23 protein-coding genes and 1 tRNA gene are annotated in these 23060 nt (G+C 49.8%); 16 read left to right on the top strand and 8 right to left on the bottom strand.

Features of this window, described 5'->3' with window-relative positions; translation table 11 throughout:
* The first annotated feature begins 12 nt into the window (after positions 1-12).
* Positions 13-534: a flavodoxin family protein gene (locus tag PRIO_RS11735; RefSeq protein ID WP_020427973.1), complete on the top strand. Its 522-nt coding sequence runs from the start codon at positions 13-15 to the stop codon at positions 532-534.
* A gap of 85 nt (positions 535-619) precedes the next feature.
* Here PRIO_RS11735 and PRIO_RS11740 read toward each other — a convergent pair whose 3' ends face one another.
* A complete protein-coding gene (locus PRIO_RS11740; protein ID WP_020427972.1) occupies positions 620-985 on the bottom strand; it encodes a VOC family protein in 366 nt (121 codons plus the stop codon).
* 127 nt (positions 986-1112) lie between these two features.
* On the opposite strand from PRIO_RS11740, the gene PRIO_RS11745 reads away from it, so the two are divergent.
* Positions 1113-1982, top strand: coding sequence for a LysR family transcriptional regulator (locus tag PRIO_RS11745; protein WP_046502448.1), 870 nt, complete (start codon positions 1113-1115; stop codon positions 1980-1982).
* 128 nt (positions 1983-2110) lie between these two features.
* Positions 2111-2770 (top strand): type 1 glutamine amidotransferase domain-containing protein, encoded by a 660-nt coding sequence (locus PRIO_RS11750; RefSeq protein ID WP_020427970.1) that lies wholly within the window; start codon positions 2111-2113, stop codon positions 2768-2770.
* 84 nt (positions 2771-2854) lie between these two features.
* Here PRIO_RS11750 and PRIO_RS11755 read toward each other — a convergent pair whose 3' ends face one another.
* Positions 2855-3742 (bottom strand): fructose bisphosphate aldolase, encoded by an 888-nt coding sequence (locus tag PRIO_RS11755; RefSeq protein WP_020427969.1) that lies wholly within the window; start codon positions 3740-3742, stop codon positions 2855-2857.
* 133 nt (positions 3743-3875) lie between these two features.
* On the opposite strand from PRIO_RS11755, the gene pyk reads away from it, so the two are divergent.
* Positions 3876-4985: a pyruvate kinase gene (gene pyk, locus PRIO_RS11760; protein ID WP_020427968.1), complete on the top strand. Its 1110-nt coding sequence runs from the start codon at positions 3876-3878 to the stop codon at positions 4983-4985.
* Here the strand turns inward: pyk and PRIO_RS37320 are convergent.
* Positions 4963-5055, bottom strand: coding sequence for a putative holin-like toxin (locus PRIO_RS37320; RefSeq protein ID WP_282705057.1), 93 nt, complete (start codon positions 5053-5055; stop codon positions 4963-4965). The genes pyk and PRIO_RS37320 overlap by 23 nt on opposite strands.
* Positions 5056-5661: 606 nt before the next feature.
* Entirely contained in the window at positions 5662-6552 is an 891-nt protein-coding gene (locus tag PRIO_RS11765) for an effector binding domain-containing protein (RefSeq protein WP_020426321.1), read from the bottom strand.
* 143 nt (positions 6553-6695) lie between these two features.
* Here PRIO_RS11765 and PRIO_RS11770 point away from each other — a divergent pair, with 143 nt between their 5' ends.
* The 6 genes from PRIO_RS11770 (at position 6696) to PRIO_RS11795 (ending at position 12160) form a co-directional block, all read left to right on the top strand.
* Entirely contained in the window at positions 6696-7610 is a 915-nt protein-coding gene (locus tag PRIO_RS11770; protein WP_020426322.1) for a hypothetical protein, read from the top strand.
* 25 nt (positions 7611-7635) lie between these two features.
* Positions 7636-10503, top strand: a complete 2868-nt coding sequence (gene uvrA / locus PRIO_RS11775; RefSeq protein ID WP_020426323.1) for an excinuclease ABC subunit UvrA — start codon at positions 7636-7638, stop codon at positions 10501-10503.
* Between the two features lie 25 nt (positions 10504-10528).
* The gene (locus tag PRIO_RS11780) at positions 10529-11179 is read left to right on the top strand and encodes a formylglycine-generating enzyme family protein (protein WP_407944492.1); all 651 of its coding nucleotides are present in this window, start codon (positions 10529-10531) and stop codon (positions 11177-11179) included.
* A gap of 90 nt (positions 11180-11269) precedes the next feature.
* Positions 11270-11557 (top strand): type II toxin-antitoxin system prevent-host-death family antitoxin, encoded by a 288-nt coding sequence (locus PRIO_RS11785; protein ID WP_020426325.1) that lies wholly within the window; start codon positions 11270-11272, stop codon positions 11555-11557.
* On the top strand, positions 11557-11973 hold the full coding sequence (locus PRIO_RS11790) for a type II toxin-antitoxin system RelE family toxin (RefSeq protein ID WP_046502454.1): 417 nt from the start codon (positions 11557-11559) through the stop codon (positions 11971-11973). The genes PRIO_RS11785 and PRIO_RS11790 overlap by 1 nt, the downstream gene beginning before the upstream one ends.
* Positions 11974-12087: 114 nt before the next feature.
* A tRNA-Lys gene (locus tag PRIO_RS11795) sits at positions 12088-12160 on the top strand.
* A gap of 112 nt (positions 12161-12272) precedes the next feature.
* On the opposite strand, the gene PRIO_RS11800 is transcribed toward PRIO_RS11795, so the two are convergent.
* Together PRIO_RS11800 and PRIO_RS11805 are read right to left on the bottom strand one after the other, a co-directional pair.
* The gene (locus PRIO_RS11800) at positions 12273-13040 is read right to left on the bottom strand and encodes an ABC transporter ATP-binding protein (protein WP_020426326.1); all 768 of its coding nucleotides are present in this window, start codon (positions 13038-13040) and stop codon (positions 12273-12275) included.
* Positions 13040-14143: a FecCD family ABC transporter permease gene (locus tag PRIO_RS11805; RefSeq protein ID WP_020426327.1), complete on the bottom strand. Its 1104-nt coding sequence runs from the start codon at positions 14141-14143 to the stop codon at positions 13040-13042. Before PRIO_RS11805 ends, PRIO_RS11800 begins: the two co-directional genes overlap by 1 nt.
* 203 nt (positions 14144-14346) lie before the next feature.
* Here PRIO_RS11805 and PRIO_RS11810 point away from each other — a divergent pair, with 203 nt between their 5' ends.
* The 4 genes from PRIO_RS11810 (at position 14347) to PRIO_RS11825 (ending at position 19381) form a co-directional block, all read left to right on the top strand.
* Positions 14347-15417 (top strand): ABC transporter substrate-binding protein, encoded by a 1071-nt coding sequence (locus PRIO_RS11810; RefSeq protein ID WP_046502457.1) that lies wholly within the window; start codon positions 14347-14349, stop codon positions 15415-15417.
* A 181-nt stretch (positions 15418-15598) separates the two neighbouring features.
* Positions 15599-16654: an LLM class flavin-dependent oxidoreductase gene (locus PRIO_RS11815; RefSeq protein WP_046502459.1), complete on the top strand. Its 1056-nt coding sequence runs from the start codon at positions 15599-15601 to the stop codon at positions 16652-16654.
* A gap of 49 nt (positions 16655-16703) precedes the next feature.
* Positions 16704-17999 (top strand): SMI1/KNR4 family protein, encoded by a 1296-nt coding sequence (locus PRIO_RS11820; RefSeq protein WP_020426331.1) that lies wholly within the window; start codon positions 16704-16706, stop codon positions 17997-17999.
* A 728-nt stretch (positions 18000-18727) separates the two neighbouring features.
* Positions 18728-19381: a hypothetical protein gene (locus PRIO_RS11825; protein ID WP_051010612.1), complete on the top strand. Its 654-nt coding sequence runs from the start codon at positions 18728-18730 to the stop codon at positions 19379-19381.
* Between the two features lie 110 nt (positions 19382-19491).
* Here PRIO_RS11825 and PRIO_RS11830 read toward each other — a convergent pair whose 3' ends face one another.
* Positions 19492-20031 (bottom strand): hypothetical protein, encoded by a 540-nt coding sequence (locus tag PRIO_RS11830; RefSeq protein WP_020427175.1) that lies wholly within the window; start codon positions 20029-20031, stop codon positions 19492-19494.
* A gap of 119 nt (positions 20032-20150) precedes the next feature.
* Here PRIO_RS11830 and PRIO_RS11835 point away from each other — a divergent pair, with 119 nt between their 5' ends.
* A complete protein-coding gene (locus tag PRIO_RS11835) occupies positions 20151-20738 on the top strand; it encodes a TetR/AcrR family transcriptional regulator (RefSeq protein WP_046502463.1) in 588 nt (195 codons plus the stop codon).
* Between the two features lie 27 nt (positions 20739-20765).
* On the top strand, positions 20766-21149 hold the full coding sequence (locus tag PRIO_RS11840; protein WP_020427173.1) for an iron chaperone: 384 nt from the start codon (positions 20766-20768) through the stop codon (positions 21147-21149).
* A gap of 171 nt (positions 21150-21320) precedes the next feature.
* Here the strand turns inward: PRIO_RS11840 and PRIO_RS11845 are convergent, their stop codons facing one another.
* Complete coding sequence (locus tag PRIO_RS11845; protein WP_046502466.1) at positions 21321-23012, bottom strand: M3 family oligoendopeptidase; 1692 nt, start codon at positions 23010-23012, stop codon at positions 21321-21323.
* Positions 23013-23060: the final 48 nt, after the last annotated feature.

Genomic DNA, 23060 nt, shown 5'->3' on the forward strand with positions numbered 1-23060 from the left:
AGGAGGATTCACATGAATATTGCAGTCATTTCGTATTCTTTTACCGGGAACAATAAGTCATTAGCGGGGAGCGTAGCCAAAGAGCTGTCGGCAGAGCATATACAAATTTCCGAACCGAAGACCCGCACGATGGGCTCAATTGCCCTGGACATGATGTTCAGCAGGACCCCGCAGGTACAGCCGGCACCGGAAACCATGGAAAGCTATGATTTGCTTCTCTTTTTCGGACCCGTTTGGATGGGCCATGTGGCCGCTCCGCTCCGCGCATATCTCAAGTATCTGAAGTCACATCCGCAAAGGTACGGGTTCCTGTCCATCAGCGGTGGAGCGGACGGCTCCAACCCGAAGCTGACAGGCGATCTCCGCAAAAGAGCAGGTGCAGATCCCGCTGTACTTATCGACCTGCATATAGCTGACCTATTGCCTAATCGCGAAAAAACTGTCCGAAAAGATACCTCCGCCTACCGGCTAAACGACAGCGATATTCATACATTGACCCATACGATGATGAAGACAATAAGAGATGTGATTTAACTGGCGTTTTGAAGGGCACGCGGTTTTCGGAAAAGCAGCCGGAAAACAGACCGTAATCTTTCGGACGAAAGCGGTCTGTTTCTCTCTAGCTATGCTCCGCCAACTGCACCTCAAAGCCGTCCGGGTCCAGGATGTAAAAGAACCGCAGCTGGGGGTTCGGCGTGACCGGCCCCCGCAACACGGGAATGCCCCGGCTTTTCAAGTACTCTATGGCCTCATCCAGCGATTTTACTTCAAACCCGATAGAAACACCGCATTCCGGCTTCACAGCCTGGTCATTTGCCTGAATAAGCTCGACTTTGGGTTGCTCCGCCGTGCCTAACATAACTATCTGTTTTCCTCTGCTCTCAAATCTGCGTTCAATCGGAAGCCCCAGTATGCCGTGATAGAAATTAAGGGAAGCCTCCAGATCGCGCACTCTGAGGGTAATCCAATTCAGGCTCAATATCATCTCTTTATGATTCCCTTCTATGAATATTCTATTTTGTTCATTATACGCCATTTTGCACTGGACAGGGAGAAGTGGAATAATGATCATACCGGTATGAAACAAGGTAAAAGGAAAGGAGCTGTAACAAGTGGTTGATTTTGAGTGGTATCGAAGTTTTTGCACGATATATAAGCACAACTCGGTGTCCGAGGCAGCAAAGGCGCGGATAATGACACAACCGGCAATGAGCCAGCATTTAGCCTCCCTGGAAGCTGAGGTTGGTGAAGCCTTATTCATCAGAACTTCACGAAAAATAATTCCAACGGAACGGGGAAAGCAGTTGTATTCACAGCTGGCTCCGCTTATTGAGTCGCTGGAGGAGACCACGATGAATTTCAAATCGGCTTCTTTACCTACGCTCAGCTCTATCAAAATAGGAACTCCCCACGAATTTTATACGGAAAAAGTACTTCCACAGCTGCATAAATGCAAGATTAGTGTGATTTCAAATTTTGGAACCGCCGATCAATTGCTGGAACTGCTGAAGGAAGATAAAGCAGATCTTATCATTACATCGAAAAGATACCAAACACCAGGTGTAGAGTATCTGAAATTCATGGATGAAGAATTCGTGATTGTTGCGCCCGGGCATTGTGAGATCCCCCATACAGACAACCTGGAGCTAAAAGAACGGTGGCTCTCTTCGCAAAACTGGATAAGCTACGGGCTGGATTTGCCGATAATAAGAAGAATTTGGAGAGAGCATTTTAAAAAACGCCCTCAAATCAGGCCGATCCATATCATACCTAATCTGCATATGATCCTAAAGGCAATCGGGAATGGCGTGGGGCTAAGTGTTATCCCTACATATATATTAAGGAATTCGGCAGATGAAAAATCGAAAGTTATTTTTAAAGAATTAAGAGTGGAAAATGAGCTGTTTTTCGCCTATAAATTAAAACATAAACAACTGCCTCAGCTTCACGAGATGATGACAATCATACGTGGAGATGAATAGAGGGCGCCAGTATTTATTTTTTCTATAAAAATATTTATGGATAAGTTATGATTTCATAATTTGTTTTATATCAAATCCGCCCTTAGAATGAAGGAGGCAAGAAAATTATTAAATTGGAGGCAATCTAAATGGCAAAAAAAGTGTTGATCGTCGTTACGAATCATACGGAAATTCATGAAGGCAGACCGACTGGGATCTGGCTGTCTGAGTTTGCCGAAGCTTATATGGGATTTATCAGCCAAGGGTATGAAGTTCTGGTGGCAAGCCCGCTTGGAGGCCAAGCACCTGTCGATCCCGGCAGTGTGGATGACCATACAGCACAAGAAATTTTGGATACCCAAAAATATCTGGAGAACACGATAAAGCTTGATGAAGTATCCGCAGAGAACTTCGATGCTATTTTCTTGCCGGGGGGTCACGGAACAATGTATGATTTGCCTGACAATCAGGCTCTTCAGAAGCTGCTGCGCGATTTCTATGAAGCGGACAAGATCGTAGCTGCCGTATGTCACGGTCCTGCCGGACTGGTGGGTGCTACATTGTCTTCGGGTCAACCCCTTGTGGCTGGCAAACGCGTGAATGCTTTTACGGATCGTGAAGAGGCGGACACGACGCTGGATAAACATCTTCCTTTCCTGCTAGAAAGCAAGCTGCGTGATTTAGGTGCGATCTATGTGGCTGCGCCGAATTGGACTTCCCATGTTGAAGTGGACGGCAACCTGATCACCGGGCAAAATCCGCAATCGACGGTTGCTGTAACCGAAGCGGTTATCGCAAAACTGGGTTAATTCGAAAGTCAAGGCTTTAAATCGGCCTCAACCTAAAAACGGCCCCTGAGCTTTTTACAGCCCGGGGGTCGTGCTATTTCTTTCTTAGGTAATGGAGGCTTCGTAAATGGCCTCAGTGGATTTTGCCAGCATAGCGTTGAATTCATCATCCGTTTGCTGATCGCTGAGCCCTTGGGATAAAGCACGGGAGAAGCTGGCGATCAGCCCGTGGTTATGGGCGAGCTTGTCATTGGCTTCCGCTTGTGTATAACCGCCGGACAAAGCCACCACCCGTACCACATGCGGGTCTTGGATTAAATCGCTGTAGAAATTATCTTCGGTCGGAATGGACAGCTTCAGCATGACTTTTACGTCTTTGCCCAGGGCGGATAGCCGGGTGGAGATTTCCTGTTTTAGAAGCCGCTCGGCTTGTCCTTTATCTGCCATGTGAATATCCACTTCCGGTTCGATTATCGGCACCAGGCCATATGCGGCGATTTGCTCCGCGACAGCAACCTGCTGTTCGACAACTTTTTGGATGCCGACGGGATTCGCTTCCTTGATTAGGGACCGCATCTTGGTCCCAAAAATATTTTTTTGCACGGCGCGCTTCAGGAGCTCATCCAATCCGGGGATGGGCTTCATGAGCTGAACCCCGTTCTCAGGCCCGGCCAGACCTTGATCGATTTTCAAAAAAGGCACTATACCTTTCTGCTCCCACAGATAATCGGCGGTAAATTGGCCGTCAATGGAGCGGTCCATCGTGTTCTCAAAAAGGATTGCACCCAAAATGTGTCTGGAATTAAACGCCGGGCTCTTAATAATACGTGTTCTCATTTCATGCACCAGTTCAAACATCTCTTCTTCATTGGAATAGCGGTTTTCCTGAATACCGTATTGCAGCAGCGCTTTGGGAGTGCTTCCGCCGCTTTGATCCAAAGCCGCAATAAAGCCCTTCCCCGTGTGAATCCGGTCCAATTGTTTCGTATTCATGGATATGTCCCCTTTCCTTCCGTAAAGTGAATGGCAACTGTCTCAATCATGTATAGTTTAGTTAGAAAAAACGAACAATGCAAACTAGACGAATAGACAGGGAAGTCAAACAGGTTAGGGAAGGTGGATTCATATGAGTATTGATTTGATCTGCACGATAGGTCCGGCCAGTTCTTCTCCTGCTGTCCTCAAGGAGTTGCTGCGGGGTGGTATGACTACCGCCCGGCTCAATATGTCACACGGGAGCCATGAGGAGCATGGGCGGGTCATTGAAGCTGTACGGGCAGCCGCCGCCGAAACGGGACAGCCCGTAAGGATTATGGGGGACTTGCAGGGACCGAAAATCCGTCTGAAGAGCATCCAAGGGGATGCGGTTACATTAGAAGAGGGCCAGACGTTTATCCTTGACCAGTCAGATGAACCGGGAAGCCGGGAGCGCGCTGCGCTCGATAATCCCGGAGTGATGGAGGATATTTTACAAGGAGCCGCTATCTTAATCAATGACGGGGAGGTCAAGCTTGAGGTGACGGACAAGCACCCGCAAAGGATCACAACAAGGGTAATCGTCGGTGGCATGATCGGCAGCCGAAAAGGGGTTAATCTTCCGGGAACCCTAATCCGCCTGCCGGCCATTACGGAGAAAGACAAACAGGATCTTCAGTTCCTGCTGGAGCATCATGTGGATTGGATCGCTTGTTCTTTTATCCGTGAGGCCTCGCATCTGCAGGAAATCCGCGATTATGTATCCCTGCTGGGGAAATACAGCCAACCGGGGCTCATTTCCAAGATCGAAACCATTCAAGCCGTGCGTAACTTTCCAGCCATCATGGAGGCGTCTGACGGAATCATGATTGCGCGCGGAGATCTGGGTGTGGAGCTGCCTTTTGAGCGAATCCCGTTCATTCAGAAAACGGTGCTCCGCGAATGCAGTCTATCCAAAACCTATGTAATTACGGCTACCCAAATGCTGCAATCCATGGTGGAGCATCCGGTTCCGACGCGGGCAGAGGTAACAGATGTCTCTCAGGCTGTTCTGGACGGGAGCGATGGCGTGATGCTGTCCGCAGAAAGCTCGGTCGGCCATTATCCGGTGCGAAGCACGCAAGTCCTGAATACGGTTGCCCAATTTGCGGAGAACATGCGCGAGCAGGGGGAGCGCGGTATTTCACTGGAAGAGCTATGCGCGGATGCCCCTTTTGATAAGGCGTTCAAGAAGGTTGCTATCTATAACCGGGCGGATTAATATGGTTTAGCAATGCAATAATGAACATGCCGAACATGAACATCAATGACAACGCCTGATAAACCTCCATGGCCTCACCTAAAGGCTTTCGTAGAAAGCCACTTCGTAAGCATCAGCTTTTCGGGAAGTTAGCCGACCACCCTTGCAAGCCTTCTATTGTTCAATCGGTATAGCATATTATGGTAAGTTAGATGCTAGTTGGAAAAAGGGAACTTATTTTTCCGGAAATTAAGAAATCCTGAGAGTTAAGTGGAAAAAGTAAACCAAATTGGGCTACTTTTCCTGAACAATGGCGAAATGAGCTGAATTAGTGTCCCTTTTTCCACTTATATCTGCCGAGAATAGGGAACTCCGGCAAATTAGTTAACCTTTTTCCACTTAAAGAGTTGCTGTAGGATTCATGGGGAGTCGTTCTCCAGGTAACCCAAGAACCAAGACGGCTGCACTGTCCCGTGGAGGACGGCACAGCCGTTTTTGTTTATACCGGATTACCGAAGGGCCGGTTTCTTTGTTGCAGCGATTGGAACAACGGTCCGTTCGCGGAGTGTCCTCACAAAGTGCTCACGTATATCCTACTCAAAACAACAAGAGCTGTCCTAAATAGCCCTTTCATGGCTTTTGGAGCAGCCCCTTTTGCCCTCTTTTTCTATGACAGACAAGGAGAGGGCAGGAAGCCTTATACCTGCGAAATCGGATAATACAGATTGCATTCGCAGTACTGCTTGTTGCATCTGGCGTAATTAATCAGCTCGAAGCTGAATTTTTCCTTCAGGTCAAATTGTACGGTGGGCATCCATGTTTCAAAGATGTACCTCCAGATGGTGCTTAAGGATTTGGAATTAATCTCTTCGGGCCGGTGGGGGCCCATATAGGTGAACACACCGTATCTGTGAGGAGCAACATGCTTGACCGACATATCCGGCGGAACGATGCTGCTCTGATTAATTTCGACGGACGGCTGGTACCAGGTATAACCCTGAAACGGCTCCGGAACGGTGGTATACCCGATATAAATATCTTTGTTAACCGGATTGATGATTCTTGGCCGGTCCTTATAAAAGAAGGCGACACCCAGCCGGTTGGCCGTCTGATTTGCCATGTTATCATTTACATCCACCTGATATTCGAGTCCGGCAATCGAAAAGGGGGGCAATACGCTGGTGGAATGGAAATAGACAAGACCTTCTCCCGCCCGGTGCAGAAAATCGGCATTGAACCGGTCCATGATCTGCAGCGGAGTGGGACTCCGCCGCCATTTGGCCGGGCTGATGTTGAATTCCTCCTTGAACACTCTGCTATAAGTGCGTTCGCAGCCGAAAGAGTATTTGGAGGAGATAAATTCGATGCTGTTCCGTTCATGGATCAGGTCTCCCAGCGACAAGGCGATCCTTCTTCTGCGCACGTACTCCATCAGGCCGATGGCCGTGGCCCCTTTCCAGATGCGGAGTAAATGGAATTTGGAGATGTTCACCTGCTCCGAGATAAGGTCCAGGCTTAGTTCCTCCAGCAGATGATCTTCGATAAATTCTGTAGTTTGGTTGATCGTTTCCAGGAGATGAAGTTCCATATTCGCTCCTTTGCAAGCTGAACGTGTGCCGGATAACCCAGCAATTTTTGTCCGGTTCTTTAAGCCGCAGTGTAGTATGATTCTACCATAAACGGAAAATCTGAAAAGGGAATTTTTATAAGAAGAAGGAGGAGTGCAAGAGAATGGATGATGCACAGCAGGCAGAGCTGAGAGCGCGCTACATAGCCGCACAGGACAGCTTCATCTCCAAGGTCAGCAGTGATCCGAATGTGATAGCCCTTATTGTCAGCGGAAGTCTGGCCTATGATGTGATCTGGGAAAAAAGCGATATTGACATGACCATGGTCGTCAGAGACCAGCCTCTTACTACTACAACCTATTGTATCGATGAGGACGGGATTCTGATCAATGTGTATCTTGTGGTCCGCAGTACGTTCAAACGGGGGATGGAGCGGGCGCTCGGCGGGTCTTTTCACCAATCCTACTATTCCAAAGGGAAGATGGTGTATTCGACGGATGACAGTCTGATCGAATACTTCGAAGACCTCAAGACAGCCGGCAGTGATGATATTGCGATTTCAGCGCTCTACATAGCCAGTGAGCTGGTGCATTTGCGCGACAAGGCCCGGAAGTGGCTGACGGTAAGAAAGGATCTTCTCTATGCGCAGTACTACTTGTTAAAAGCGGCAGAATCAGTTGCTCATATGGAGCTCTGCATCCACGGGGAAGCCATATCCAGGGAAGCCATCCAGAGAGCCCAGGCGCTGAACCCGGAGGTTCTTGTTCCGTTTTATCAGGAGGCAATGTCCCGTCATTTGAGTGCAGAGGAAATAGAGCGCGGATTAGAACGGCTGGACCAGGTGCTGGAGCGCCATCTCCCGGTTTTTTCAAAACCGGTAATTGAGTTCATGCGGGATGAAGAGATCAAAACCGTAACGCTGATCAATAAGCATTTCCACGTACAGAGTGACCAGTTGCTTGGCATTATGGACTATCTGGTCCAGCAAGGCATCCTTGAAAAGGTGACCCAGACGATTCGCATTACACCCAAAAGCAAGCGGGCCGTAGAGGAAGCTGGTTATTTGTATATTCCGTAACACGAGTGCAGAAAGGAGCTTCAGCATGTCAGTAAGAACGACTATCGAGATATCCGGGGCCAAGCAGAATAACCTGAAGAACATCTCCGTTGAAATTCCGCGGGACCAATTGACTGTGATCACAGGAGTTTCCGGCTCAGGGAAATCTTCGCTTGCTTTTGACGTCATTTACGGGGAGGGGCAAAGGCGGTTTCTGGACTCTATCTCTACCTTCGCCAAGAGCCGGATCAGCCAGCTAAAAAAAGCAAAGGTCGACTATGTGCGCGGCCTATCCCCGGTAATCGCGATTGAACAGAAAAAAAGCAATAACAATCCGCGTTCCACCGTCGGTACGGTCACAGATATCAACGATTATCTGCGTCTGCTGTACGCTACGGCGGGTGTCGGGAGATGTCCGGAATGCGGCCATTCCCTGAAACAACTGTCCGCTGCCCAGATTGCCGAGCGGATTTCCTCATTGCCCTCTGGGACAGTGGTAGAGCTGCGGGCTCCCGTCTATAAAGTATTCGGAGAGGAGTACAGTTTCACTTTCCAGCAGCTGAGGGATAAGGGATACAAGAATCTGCTGGTGGATGGCGAGCCTTTTTCACTGGCGGAAAAAAGAGAACTCGATGAGACCCGGGAATATCACATTGAAATGGTCATTGACCGCTTCCAGCTGAAAAAGGATACCTATATTCAACTGACCAAATCCATTGAAGCCGCAATGCTGGCGCTGGAAGAGGATATAATGATCAAAGTGGAGGTTCCGGGAGGCGTGGACCCGTCTTTCTATCAGGAGTTTGGCTGTCCGGAGCACCATTTCTTCCTGTGTGACATGCAGCCGTTTCATTTCTCCTTCAACTCGCCTGTAAGCGCCTGCCATACCTGCCTTGGGGTAGGGATGTCTTATGTGGTAGAGCCCCGTTTTCTGGTGGTGGCACCGGAAAAAAGCATCAGCAAGGGGGCGCTCAAAAATACAGTCTTTAACCCTGCGGGCAAGGACAGCTACCGCTCTGTGCTGATGTACAGCCTGTCCCAGAAGTATCATTTCAGCCTGGATACGCCTTTCTGTGATCTTCCGAAGGAGATTCACGATATTCTCTTTTATGGGACCAAAGGTGAGGTCCTCCCCATGCTCCAGCCTCCTAATTCGACCAAAAAGAACTGGATGATCGGACGGGACCGGCCTTTCTGGGGGTTCGTCCATGAAATGGAGAGCTGGTACAAGCATTACATACGGAAGAATTCGACCTCGGAAGCCTTCGAACCGGCGTTCATCAAGGATTGTATGATCGAGAAGATCTGCCCGGAATGCAGCGGTGCAAGACTCAAAAAACAGCGGCTCCAGGTTACGCTTGGAGAAGAGAATATTGACCAGCTAAGCCGCAAACAGCTGCCGGAGCTGCTGCATTCGCTGGAAACGCTCACGTTCGAAGCTGAGGTTCAGGATGTGGCCTCCTCGATCATTCAAGAGATCCGGACCAGAGTTTCCCTTTTAATTGATATCGGGCTTCACTACATCAGTCTTAACCGGAGAAGCGACAGTATTTCAGGCGGCGAGATGCAGCGGATCAAAATGTCCACCCAGATCAGCAGTGAGCTGATGGGGATGTTATACGTGATGGATGAACCGAGTATTGGCCTGCACCCCCGGGATTCCAGCCGCGTGATTGATACGATGAAGAAGCTGCGGGATATCGGCAATACCGTAATTGTGGTTGAACACGATATGGATACGATTCAGAGTGCAGATCATATTATCGAAATCGGCCCGGGTCCGGGGATTCATGGCGGGCATGTCGTTGCCTGCGGCACAATGGAAGATATTATGAATGAACCCCAGTCTGTAACGGGCCAATATTTATCGGGAAAAGCCCACATCCCTGTTCCAGGAAAGCGCCGAAGTCTGGGAGACGATTTTCTGAGTATTCAGGGCGCCCGGGAGAACAACCTGAAGAATGTGGATCTGGATATTCCACTGGGTGTATTCATTTGTATTACCGGAGTTTCGGGTTCTGGAAAAAGCTCGCTGATCAACGAAATTCTGTTCAAGCAGCTGAAGATAGACATGACGGCTGCGCGGATGGTTGCGGGGGAGCATGATTTTCTGTTTGGCGCGGACCTGCTGAACAATGTCATCAACATCGACCAGACCCCTATTGGAAGGAACAGCAAGTCCAATCCGGCAACCTACATTGGCATTTATGATAAAATCCGGGACCTGTTCGCCTCGCAGCCGGAGGCTGCCGACCGGGGATACCAGGCGATTGATTTCAGTCTGACCCATGCAGGAGGCACCCGCTGTGAGCAATGTGCCGGAGACGGTGTGATCGTCACCAATCTGCAGTTTATGGCGGACATTGAAACCATCTGCCCGGTGTGTAAGGGACAGCGGTTCTCCGAAGAGGGACTTGAAATTAAGGTCCACGGCAAAAGCATCGCCGATGTGCTGGAGATGACAGTGGAGGAAGCCCGTGAGTTCTTCAGTGACCACAAGTACCTGAAGCATAAGCTGGAGATTATGGATGAATTGGGGCTTGGCTATATGCGGCTGGGCCAAAGCTCGACCACGTTGTCCGGCGGAGAGGCACAGCGGGTCAAGCTGGCCTATGAGCTGTCCAAAATCAAGAGGGGGGCCCGTAACCTGTATATCCTGGACGAGCCTACCACAGGGCTGCACCTGTCGGATATCCAGAAGCTGCTGCTGTCACTGGGCAGGCTGGTGGACAAGGGGCATACAGTAATCGTTGTTGAACATCATCTGGACGTCATGAAGTCTGCGGATTATATTATTGACATGGGCCCGGAAGGCGGCCATCAGGGCGGGTATGTTGTGGCTGAAGGCACACCGGAGCAGGTAGCTCAGGTGGAAGCTTCCCATACGGGAAGATTTCTCCGCACGGTGCTATAGGAGGTTGAAGTGAAGGATGGAGCAAATGATATTAATCCCTGCCGGTGAAGTCCAATTAAGGGATGATCGGGTGAAGACTAAATGGACCGCAAGGGTGGATTCTTTTTGGCTTGCCCCGGTGCCAGTCACGAATGCGTTGTATGACAGGGTGATGGCAGAAGGTGAACCTGCCGGCGGTGCTGGTATGCCGGTCGTGAATGTCTCATGGAATGACGCAATTCTCTTCTGCAACAAGCTGTCTCAGGAGTCAGGCCTGCAGGAATGTTATTCGATAAGTGAGGACGGTGAGAGTGTCAGCTGCAACTGGGAGGCGGATGGCTACCGTCTGCCTACAGAAGCCGAATGGCAGTATGCATGTAAAGCGGGAACAACCGGCTATCAATACGGTGAACTAGATGCAGTAGCCTGGTATGAGGGGAATTCTGGCGGCGTTGTACATGAGGCAGGTCAAAAGCTGCCAAACGCGTGGGGACTCTACGATATGCTGGGCAATGTGTGGGAATGGTGCTGGGATATCTATGATGAGAATGTATATGGCTCCTACCGGATTTTCCGCGGCGGCAGCTGGGCGGAGGAGGCCAGGGGCTGCGGAGCCACCTGCCGCCGCCGGAGTCACCCTACGTTCCATATTGATGATCTTGGTTTCCGTCTGGCCCGGTCATATGTGTATCCGTAACATTATCCGTATTATTCGTGATATAATAGGGTATGTAGTTACGAGGATTGAGTATAATATTTGAAAGGAGCTGTAAAGGTGGGGATAGAAATGAGCAAACCTACATTTAACGTTGATCAGCTGATAACTTCAACAGATGCATCTAAACGGTTCGGTGAGCTTCGGAAAAGGGCGCAAAAAGAACCGCAATTTATTACAGAGAATGGAAGCGTAGAATCTGTTTTAATCGGATATCCATTATTTGAAGAAATGCATGAACGTCTGGCACAGCTTGAACTTAAGGAAGAAGAACGCGTATTGCTTGAGCGTATTGATCATATCGATCAGAGTCCTTCATCAACAAAGTCGTGGAAAGAAATTCGACGTGTGGAGGATTAATGGAAGAGCGATTTGATGTTCGATTTGGTGTGGAAGCTGAAAAGGAATATTTGCAATTAGAAAACTCGGTTCTACCTTTTATTAACTCAGCAATTGATGAACTTGTTTATCGGGCAGATGAGATTGGCAAAAAACTGGGAAATCATTCAAATACTAAATTGGCAGGATGTAAAGAAATTAAACTGCGTAGTGCGGGTATCCGGATTATTTTTCGAATAATGAATGAAACTGTTGATATACTAAGGATTGTGTACATTCTTTCTATTGAACACCGCTCAAAGGATACGGTTTTTAAACTTGCTAATCGGAGACTTGCGGTACTTAAAAAACTGCCTAAGCAGAGCTTACATGAACAGATCTCAGCAAGAAAAAAATGGAGCTTGAATCGATTAAAGGCCCCAAATGAGGAAAAATAGAGATGGAAAAATAAAAGCTTGAACTGCGGGCTCAAAAATGTTACACTCTTAAACGTGAGAAATTTACAAATCCACATTGCAGCCTCTTTATTAATTGGACGGTACTGCATATGTGGACTCTTAGCTCAGTTGGTAGAGCAGTTGACTCTTAATCAATTGGTCCAGGGTTCGAGTCCCTGAGAGTCCATCCTGAAGAAACGGCAGAAATGCCGTTTCTTTTTTTGCGTAGAATTTCTTGCCCAGGTAAACAAGTTTATAAACATAGCAGCCATTCTGCATCCATTATTCCGCAGCAATACTTACTGTGCCTCCAGATAAGCAATGCCAAGCGCCCCGGTTACAGGGTTGCGGTAAGTCTCGCAGGCCACATCGAATACCTGGCCGATTAATTCCTTCGTCAATATATCCTCAGGCTTCCCGCAGGCGGCTACTTGGCCTTTTTTCATCACATACAGATAATCGCAGTATTCCGCAGCAAGGGTGAGATCATGGAGCGCAGCGAGAATGCCGATGTCAAGCTTTTTGACGATATTTAGAATTTGCAGCTGATATTTGATATCCAGATGGTTGGTGGGTTCATCCAGAATCATGAATTCCGGCTGCTGGGCCAGAACCCGGGCGAGAATTACACGCTGCTTTTCTCCCCCTGACAATGAATTATAGCTGCGGTCTGCATAACCCTCCAGATTGACCTTGTGCAGAGCCGCAGAGACAATATTGGCATCCTCTTGATTGTCTGTCTCCAGCATCCCTTTATGCGGGGTTCTGCCCATCGCGACCATTTCCCGCACGGTGAAGTCAAAGCTCAGTTCGTTGAACTGGCCGACGACCCCCAGCTTTTGCGCTACGAGCCGGGGACTGGATTTCATCAGATTCATTTCAGCCAGGGATACCTTGCCCTGGCTCGGTTTGATGACTTTATAAATGCTTTTGAGAAGAGTGGATTTGCCGCAGCCGTTCGGGCCGATGAGGCCGACAAATTGTTTGTTCCTGACCTTCAGCGAGACATCCTTAACGATATTCGCATTGGCGAAAGATACACTTAAGTGCTCAACATTCAAATTCATTAGTTTTTCCCTCCAAATGCGTAGCCTTTTTTGATCAGCATATACATGAACATCGGGGCGCCTATTAAGGCGGTGATAATCCCGATCGGGAGCTCCACATTCGGTACAATCGTCCGGGCGATCACATCTGTCCAGATCAGGAAAATCGCACCGAACAGAATGGACGCAGGCAGCAGTCTCCGGTGATCGGAGCCTACCAGCCCTCTGACCAAATGGGGAATAATGAGTCCCACAAATCCGATCATGCCGCAGCTTGCCACCATCACCCCTGTAATCAGTGCGGTAATCAGCATATAGGCTTTGCGGAATACCCCCAGATGAATCCCCAGAGTGACCGCAGCCTCATCCCCAAGCAGCATGGCGTTCAGAACCCTGAACTGCATCAGGAAAAAGAAAATGGCGGCTGCGACAGCTGCCGAGATCAGCGGCAGTTTATCCCAGCTGGCAGCGGCGAGGCTGCCCATCGTCCAGAAGGTAACAGTCTTAATGCCTTCCGCATTGTTGGCAAAGTAGACAATGAAGTTGGCAAAGGCGGTACATAAAGCATTAATAACCATGCCGGCCAGGACGAGTTTGACGGAGGTCATTTTGCCGCCTGCGCTGGCCAGAATCAAGACCAGAAGCGAAGCACCGACCGCACCCGCGAAAGCCCAGAAGGCGACGCCTGTCTGGCCCAGCAGTCCCATAGAACCAAAGCCGATCAGGATGGCGAAGGTTGCTCCAAGCGATGCGCCGGAAGAGATACCGAGTATGTATGGATCAGCGAGAGGGTTCTGTACGGCCGCCTGCATAATGGTTCCGCACAGCGTCAGCCCGGCACCAATGAACATGGCCATGAGAACGCGGGGAAAGCGGATTTTCCATATGATATCGACGAATGAACCGGAGGTCAGCTCCTGGACATCTCCAATCTGAATGCCCGTGATGTGGTGGAGCAGAATCCGGTACGATTGCGAAACGGGAATATCGACCTGTCCAAAGGAGACAGCCGCGCCCGCTGACAGTATCGTAATAATCAACAGAATGCCTATGATAGTCATAAAGCCATAACGGGTATGAATAATGGACTGCTTCGGTTCGGTTTGCGCTGCTTCAGTTTGCATGGATTCCAAAGGCTCCTTAATCAATATGTTTAGTGTTTAATTTAGAATATAATTCATAATGAGAATGATTGTCAATGATAATTATTCTCATTGACAGACAATCCAACATTCTATATTCTACGTTTGTATCCCTTGCAGGACACCGTCTTGTCACAAATCATACAGGATACACAAATGTACATACAGAAAAGGGGACTTGGGCAATGAAGAAATCATTTAAAAGATATGTGCCGCTGCTGGCGGTTTTGGTAATGGCAGTTATGCTTGCAGCTTGTTCATCCGGTACGAAGAATGCGAATGAACCGGGGGAATCGGCTGCACCTGCAAGCAGCGCTCCGGCCAGCACGCAGGAAGCTGCCCCAAGCACCAAGACGGTATATCCGCTAACCATTGAGAACTACACCAATAACGGTGAAGGAACGGAATGGAAGGCCAAGCCGCAAACCTTTGACAAGGCACCGGAAAAAGTGGTAGCCAATACCCAGGGAGCCGCTGAACTGCTGATCAAGCTGGGCTTGACCGACAAAATGGTCGGCGTTGCCGCCCTTTACGGTGCTGGCGATCCGGCGGTGCAGGAGGAATTCAAGAAGGTTCCTGTCATTTCCAAGGAATATGCAAGTAAAGAGCTGGTTGTAGGCGCAAGTCCTGATCTCGTTCTGGGACGCAGTGACCTGTTTGCGGATGCGGATTGGGGCAGCGGGACTGTAGAAGGATTGAACGAACTGGGCATCAAAACATTTGTGCAAAATACCAGTGTTAAGGGAGCCACACTCGACAGCTTGTACAAGGACATTGAACAGCTGGGGCAAATCTTTGATGTGCAGGAGAATGCAGCCGCCTATATCGCTGAATTGAAAGAGCGTGCACAATCACTACAGGATAAGGCCGCAGCCAGCGGGGAAAAGACCTTTGCTTATGTGTCGGATGGCGGCAACGGGGCAATTGCCGTATACAGCGGGAACACCGACACGTTTGCCGGAGATGTGCTTGGTCTGCTGGGACTCAAAAACAGCTTCGGTACGATTACCGGGGAAATCAGCAAAGAACAGCTGATCGCAACTAACCCCGATGTCCTGCTGCTCTCGGTGTATACCGGAGGCATAGACCCGGAGAAGACGCTGAAGGCTTTTTATGCCGATCCTTCCCTGCAAAGTCTGAAAGCCGTTAAGAACAAGACTATTTATACGATCGACTTCAACCAGTTCTGGGGGTACAGCTACTCCATCTTTGATGGGGCTGAGAAGCTGGTTTCTGAAATAACTGCCAACCAATAAGGGGAGTAAAGAAATCCGTGTTTTAGAAGCAGATTGGGCCGTTATCCGTGTGACGGTCTGATCTGTTTTTTTTGCGGCCAGCATGTCTATAAAATCTAGCGGAATTTTAATTTTGAATATTCAACTATAAAGATATAGAATATAGTAATTGAATTTGACAACAGCTTGGGGGAACAAAATAGTGGAACTTGGAATCAGCACTTTTGTCGAAACCACACCTGATGCATTCACAGGTGAAACGATGAGCCATGCGGAGCGGCTCCGTGAAGTAGTAGAAGAAATTGTGCTCGCGGATCAGGTGGGACTGGATGTATATGGTGTGGGGGAGCATCACCGTCCGGATTTTGCCGCATCCTCGCCTGCGGTAGTGATGGCTGCGGCGGCACCCCTGACCTCCCGAATCCGGTTGACCAGCGCGGTGATGATCCTGTCGTCCGCCGATCCGGTGCGCGTCTTTCAGGATTTTGCCACACTGGACGGTTTGTCGGACGGACGGGCTGAGATTATGGTGGGCCGTGGTTCGTTTACGGAGTCCTTTCCTTTATTCGGCTGTGATCTGAAAGACTATGAAACCTTATTCGAAGAGAAGCTGGATTTGCTGATGAAGCTTCAGCAGTCCGAAAGAGTGAGCTGGGAAGGCCGGCATAGACCTGCCATACATAACCTGGGAATTTATCCGCGTCCGGTGCAGCAGCCTTTGCCAGTATGGATTGCCAGTGCGGGAAGTCCTGAATCCGCAGTCCGTGCGGGAACACTAGGGCTGCCTTTTGCGCTGGCCATGATTGGGCCGGTGCAGCCCCTGGATTTTGCATCACAGGCCAAGCTCTATAAAGAAGCTGCCGCCCGTGCAGGCCACGACAGCTCACGGCTGCCGGTTGCGGCGCATGCGCATGGATTTATTGCTGCGGATACCCGGAAGGCGATGGAACAGTTTTTCCCGTCCACCTATGCGCGGACGAATGTCAGAGCGGCGGAGAAGGGTCTTCCGCCTTATCACCGTACGGATTACGATGCGGCATGCAGCTTGGACGGAGCTTTATATGTGGGGGACCCGGAACGTGTAGCGGATAAAATCATTCGTCTGCGCAAGCATGTAGGCGTTACGAGATTTCTGCTGCATGTTCCGCATGGCACGATGCCCCACGCCGAGGTGATGGAAGCGATCAGGCTGCTCGGCACCGAGGTGGCGCCCCGCGTCCGTGAGGAAGTAGCGCTTTGGGAGAAGAACAACCTGTAAGATACTTAAATTACACGACTGTTAATAACCTGGGGAGGTGGCAGCTCTGGTGAAAGAGCAAATGGATGCCTGGAAACGGCAATGGCAGGAGCTGATTCAGGCACTTGAGCAAAAAGGTGCAGACACCCGATTTTACGCAGGTCCTCCTGCGCCGGAAAGCGGGCTTGCTGAAGTGGAATTGAGGCTTGGAATCCGGCTGCCGCAGGAGCTGCGCTCCCTGCTGAAAGAGGGGGCGGGCCAAGCTTATGTCTACTGGAACCTGCCAGACGCAGCACTCCTTCCCTTTGAGGTGAGCGGAGAACTGGGCTGGGATGCGGACCGGCTGGATTTTTTTGTCCCTCCCGGCGAAGAAGATTCCGGGGGGACGCAGCGGTATCTCAGCTTTCATCCGGCAGGTAACGGGGATGAGCTGCTGCTGGATTTGCATAGCGCCTCTGGAACCGCAGTCGTGCATTGGGCCCACGAAACGGCGGAATATCTGTTGCTGGCACCGTCGATTATGGAGTTCATTGACAAGATTACGGCGCTGGGTTGTGTAGGTGCGGAGGAATGGCAGTATCCTGAATTTTGCGGTGAGGCCGGGTTGGACCCGGAGAAGCCCGCCAGCAGACAATGGATGGCCTGGTTAAATGAATATTTGACGCTGACTCTGGCGCAGGCACAGAAGGAGCTCCCTTTACTCCTTCGCTATGCAGAAATGTTCGGGATGTCCCAGGAGACCGCTGAAGCTTTTGGCCGGTATCATGCTGAAGAGGTGCTGCAGGCTTTTTTGGAGCGGGCGGGACAGGAGCGTGACAGCTCCAAAAAAGAAGCCATTCTTTGTCTAGCGGGGGATGCGCTTAAGGATAAAGCAGCGGAATTCGTACGCTCACTCTGGTCGGGGACCCCGTCCCTTGAAGTAAGCCGGAGTACACTTGCTTACCTGTCTGCTCATTGCCTTCCGGAGGATGAAGGGGTGGAGCGTGTCTTCCGCTTGCTGGAGGGCTTGGCGGAAACGCAAAAGCTGAGCGGTTATCAAGCGAACTCGCTGCTGCAGGATTTTCACAGCCGCAGGGTGATTGGGTGGATGGAGGACAAGACCGCTTTTCCTTATGGCGGGTGGGATACATTATTTGTCCACTCGCAGCCCGCACCGGCCGACATTATTCAATGGCTTGGCGGCAGTGACGTCCAGCGCCAGATCGTTATTGCTGCGTTTCCTGCTTTGTATGACAGTACCGGGGCTACATTCTTTAGCGCTGCAGAAATACGGCAGATCCGTAACCTGCTGGAACAGGCATTGGATGAAGCTGTGCTGAAAAAGGAAAAGCAGGCTGTCCGCGATGCACTGGGGCGGCTGGCTTAAGCTTATTTGCTTCGCGCTATAAGTTATCCTTCTAAATGTGGATATCTTGGAAGCCTCACAGGAATATACGCGATGCAGGAGGATAGGGCTCCATCCGCGGACTGAAGCGGACCGAAGCGGACCGAGGAGCCCTTATTTTGCCAAAAATCTTACTTTATCTACGGTTACGGACTCAGGAGCCGTTATCACGTTCGATGGAGCCTGAAATAAAGGGAAAAGGGAGAAATAAAGGCATCTCAGTCCGTCCTGCGGAATAGCCGAATCTTCTATCCATAACGGCTCTCCTGTCCGTAACGGTAGCGGATCGATCGCAAAGGAATAGGGGGATCCGTCTTTACCGGCTTCCTCACAGGTGCTAGTTGGAAAAAGGGAACTTATTTTTCCGGAAATTAAGAAATCCTGAGAGTGAAGTGGAAAAAGTAAAACTAATTGGGCCACATTTCTGGTCCAATGGCGAAATGAGCTGAATTAGTGCACCTTTTTCCACTTCATCTGCCCGAGGGTAGGGTACTTCGGCAAATTAGTGTCCCTTTTTCCACTTAAAGAGTTGCCGTAGGATTCATGGGGAGTCGTTCTCCAGGTAACGCTAGAACCAAGACGGCTGCGCTGTCCCGTGGAGGACGGCACAGCCGTTTTTGTTCCAAAATTGTCAATTGCATGTCTTGTCCATAACAAGATGTCGCTTCAAGCCCTGGGATGGTATGATAGGAAGTGGGGTGAATATGATAATGAACAATAAGTCAACGACTGACGAAGCAACGAATGAAGTACAAACAGGCGAAGAAGCAACCAGCACACAGCAAACCATGACTGAAGAGCAGATGGCTGAGCTTGTAAAGGCGGTTCACCATAATGGTATCGTGGCCCTTAAGATGCATTTCAATGAAGTTCAGGGCCAAGTGATGAATATGGAGGTTTATGGCCCGGTATTTGTATTTCATGTATTGGATGAAGCGAAGGATGTCTATTCCTGCGGATTTTTCCTGCATGAACTGGTCACGAGATTCCAGACGAACAACAGTCCGAATGTCTGGATGGCTTCGTTTTTCATTGACTTGATGAAGGTTAAGGGGGGCAAACCTCTCACACCGCCTCCAGCCAGTGAAGAAGAAGCCAAGGCGATGATCGATAACGTGCTGGTGCCGCATTGTATTGAAGCCGTGCGTGAAGAATTTGCACCGGAGCAGGTACATGCCGGGCTGGCCTGGAATGAAACCCATGGTCCAGTGTTTGAAGCCGGATTTCCGGCGGTTACCGAAGGCAATAACGTATGCGCTATTCCGCTGCATATGCTGTTAATCCATCTGCAGTTGAACCGCGATCCGTCGGAGCTGCTGCTTCAAGGCTTGTACAACATCCGGAAAGAACATGGCATGGAGTAAGCCATTCTGTTCTTTTACCGTGAATAATGCCGAAACAGACCTCTTCCGGATAAAGAAGAGGTCTGTTTTTTGAAAAGATAAGGTTACTCTCTTTCACTGAAAGGTGCAGTTCAGGCTTTTGCTTTTCTCGGCCAGATAAAGTACGAGCTTGAAATAAGGAGATCAATCCCAACTACAATGGTCCATGTCTTCAGGATGCCAAAGAGCGCTTCCGTACGGGCCGGGTCGTCGATCCAGATTATGAGTCCGTACAGAATTCCGGCCCCAAGCAGAAAAGCAAGCAAATGCTTCAGCCAGCTTTTGAAATAATGTCTGGCATGGTCCATGCCGTAGCGTTTGACTGGCGGGGGCCCCTGCTTGGTTACATAATAGCGGAAGCGTTCGTCAGCCCAGCTGATCATGCTTTTGCCGAACACAATAGACACGGAAATATAGATGGCTGCAACTGCATGAGCCGTAGTGGCGGAAGCACCGTTGTACAAATCGATGCCGGCAATGATTAACAGAATCAGATCCAGAACCGGAGTCAGGGCGAGGAAGAACAGTCCCAGCTTCTGGCGTTTGAATAGATAACGTGCTGAAAAACCGGCAAGAATAACAACCCAGAATAAGACCTCACAGGCGACAATCGCCCAGGCAACGAAATTCATAATCCACCCCTAATGTCTAATTTATACGCTTAATACATGAAATTATAGCAGCAAATTTTAAATAATACAATTGTATTATAAAATTGCGCGAGAAGTTTTAAGTGTGCTACAATAGGGCTATGCCAAAAATTGTGGATCATTCGGAGCGAAAATCGCATATTGCAGAAGCGACCTGGCGCGTCATCATGAATCAGGGGATGAAAGGGGCGACCGTACGGAATATTGCGCAGGAAGCAGGAGTTTCTCTTGGGGCCTTGCGCCATTATTTCTCTACACAGCATGAGCTGCTTGCTTTTGCCATGAATCTGGTCAAGGACCGGGCCCAAGCCAGGATTGACACTGTCCTGCAACTTGATTTGCCGCCCAAGGAGCAGGTGACCAGGGTGCTGATGGAACTGATTCCTCTAGATGACAGTACCATGGCTGAGATGGAGGTATGGTTCGCTTTTGTTTTTCATCTGAAATATACGGATGAGGAGTATGACGGGCTGAACGATAATATTTATCTGGGCATATACAAGATGGTCGAATTTCTGGATGAGCAGGGAATATTGAAAGAAGACCTGGATAGGGACGTGGAAGCCGAAAGGCTGTACGCATTGGTTGACGGACTGGCCCTGCATGCAATGCTGGAGCCTGAGCGCCTGGACAAACAGCGGATTATCCGCGTGCTGACTGGTCATCTGGACTCCATAAGCAAGGGGTAAGAACAGGATAACAGAGAGGAGCCGGTTATGGAACCTGTTAAGATCACCTATGAGTCCATTGACGATTATATTACCCAAGCCCCTCCGGAAATCCGCGAGAAGCTGGAAGCGGTAAGGAAGGTAATTCATGAAGCGGCGCCGGAGGCTGAAGAGAAAATAAGCTACCAGATGCCGACCTTCTTCCTGCACGGGAATCTGGTGCATTTCGCGGCTTTCAAGAAACATATCGGTTTGTATCCGGCCCCTAGCGGGATTGAGGCTTTTCAGGAGGAGCTGGCGCAGTACAAGGGAGCCAAAGGGTCTGTGCAGTTTCCGCTGGACAAGCCGCTGCCGCTTGATTTGATCAGCCGGATCGTGAAATTTAGAGCAGCAGAGAATCGGGAGAAGGCAGCGGCAAAGGCCAAGAAATGAACGTGACAGTAAGGCGAAAAAATAAACGCGGCAGCAAAAGCCAAGGAGTTCCCGCTCCGCATACAAAAAAGGAGCCCGCTTATGCGGGTTCCTTTTTTGTATTAGTGGCCCTTTCCACTAGGAATGGCTGCCCTTTGCCAGCCTGAGCCGCCGGGGCAGCCATCCTTAAGCTTACAGCTGCTTGTCGTCTACGCTGTTCAGCCAGTTTTCAATATTGCCGATCACGGAACGGATGCTGCCATCCTCGAAGGGGGATTTCAGTCCGGCCAGCTCGACCAGCTGGAGGAAAGACAGGCTTCCGCCGGCCTGGCAAAGCCGCAGATAATCGGCCCAGGCCAATGTGAAATCCTCGTTCGACCGCTTCCAGAACTGGAAGGCGCAGAGCTGGGCTAGCGTATAGTCGATATAGTAGAACGGGGAGCGGAAAATATGGGCTTGTTTTTGCCAGAATCCGCCTTGTTCCAGATAAGTGTTGTCTTCATAGTCGCGTAGTGGCAGATACTTTTTCTCGATTTCACGCCAGGCGTGCTTGCGCTCGGCAGGTGTCGCATCCGGATTGGCATAGACATAATGCTGAAATTCATCTACGGAAACGCCGTATGGAATGAACTGCAGACTGTCGCCCAGATGGTTGAAACGGTATTTGGCAGCGTCCTCTTCAAAGAACAAATCCATCCAGGGCCAGGCGAAAAATTCCATGCTCATCGAATGGATTTCGGCGGCCTCATAGGTTGGAAAAGCGTATTCGGGCACATGAATATGGCGGCTCTGATACACCTGGAATGCGTGTCCCACTTCATGAGTCAGCACATCGATATCTCCGGAGGTTCCATTGAAATTAGAGAAAATGAAAGGCGCCTCATGCAAGCTGAGGTAGGTACAGTAGCCGCCGCCCTGCTTGCCTTTTTTGCTGACGAGATCCATCAGTTCATTCTCCAGCATAAAGCCGAAAAATTCATCGGTTTCGGGAGACAGCTCTTTGTACATTTTGGCGCCATTCGCGATAATCCAGTCGGGATCACCCTTCGGCGTAGCGTTTCCGTTGTTGAAATTCAGGCTTTCATCGTAATATTTCAACTGCTCCAGACCCAAGCGGGCCGCCTGGCGTTCCTTCAGCTTCCGGGAGACCGGAACGATATAATCCTGCACCTGCTTGCGGAAATTGGCGACCATTTCGGCATTGTAGTCGGTACGCAGCATCCGGTCGTAGCCAAGCTCAACGAAGCTGTTATAACCGAGTTTTTTGGCGATGCCGGTACGGACCTTGACCAGCTCGTCAAAAATCCGGTCAAACTCAGCCTCATGCTCGGCCATGAATTGATACCGGGCCTCCGAAGCGCGCTTGCGCATCCCGCGGTCTGTCGACAGCTCGAACGGTGCGAGCTGAGGCAGTGTGCGCTCCTCACCTTCAAACGGAATTTTCGCCGAAGCAATAATCTGGCTATATTCGGTGGAGAGCTTATTCTCCAGCTGCAAGTCTTCAATAATCTCCGGACTGAATGTCCGTAATGAGATTTCGGCAATCTGAAGCAGCTGTGTGCCCCATTCTTGTTCGAATTCGCCTCTGAACCTGGACTGTACAAGTGCCCGGTAGAAGTCGGTTACATACTCCTGAATAACGGGTCCGGCTTCATCCATGTACTCCTGCTCAGCTTTGTAAAATTCATCTTCTGTGTTGATCGAGTGTCTGATGTTGACCAGGGTTGACATCGTATCAAATTCATTCCGCAGCTTGTTAATCTCGCTAAAAGCCGCTCTCTGCTCCTCCAGACTATCGGCGTTAAGACCTTTCAAAAGCTCGGCAAAGCGTACTTTCAGCTTGGAAACATCCGGACGTTCATACCGGTATTCGCTAAATTTCATGAATTCACCAACATCCTTTCGGGTAGCTTTCCTAAACATTTCGTTTTT

Origin of the sequence: Paenibacillus riograndensis SBR5 (assembly GCF_000981585.1) — a bacterium.
In the GTDB taxonomy this organism is placed as follows: domain Bacteria; phylum Bacillota; class Bacilli; order Paenibacillales; family Paenibacillaceae; genus Paenibacillus_AQ; species Paenibacillus_AQ riograndensis.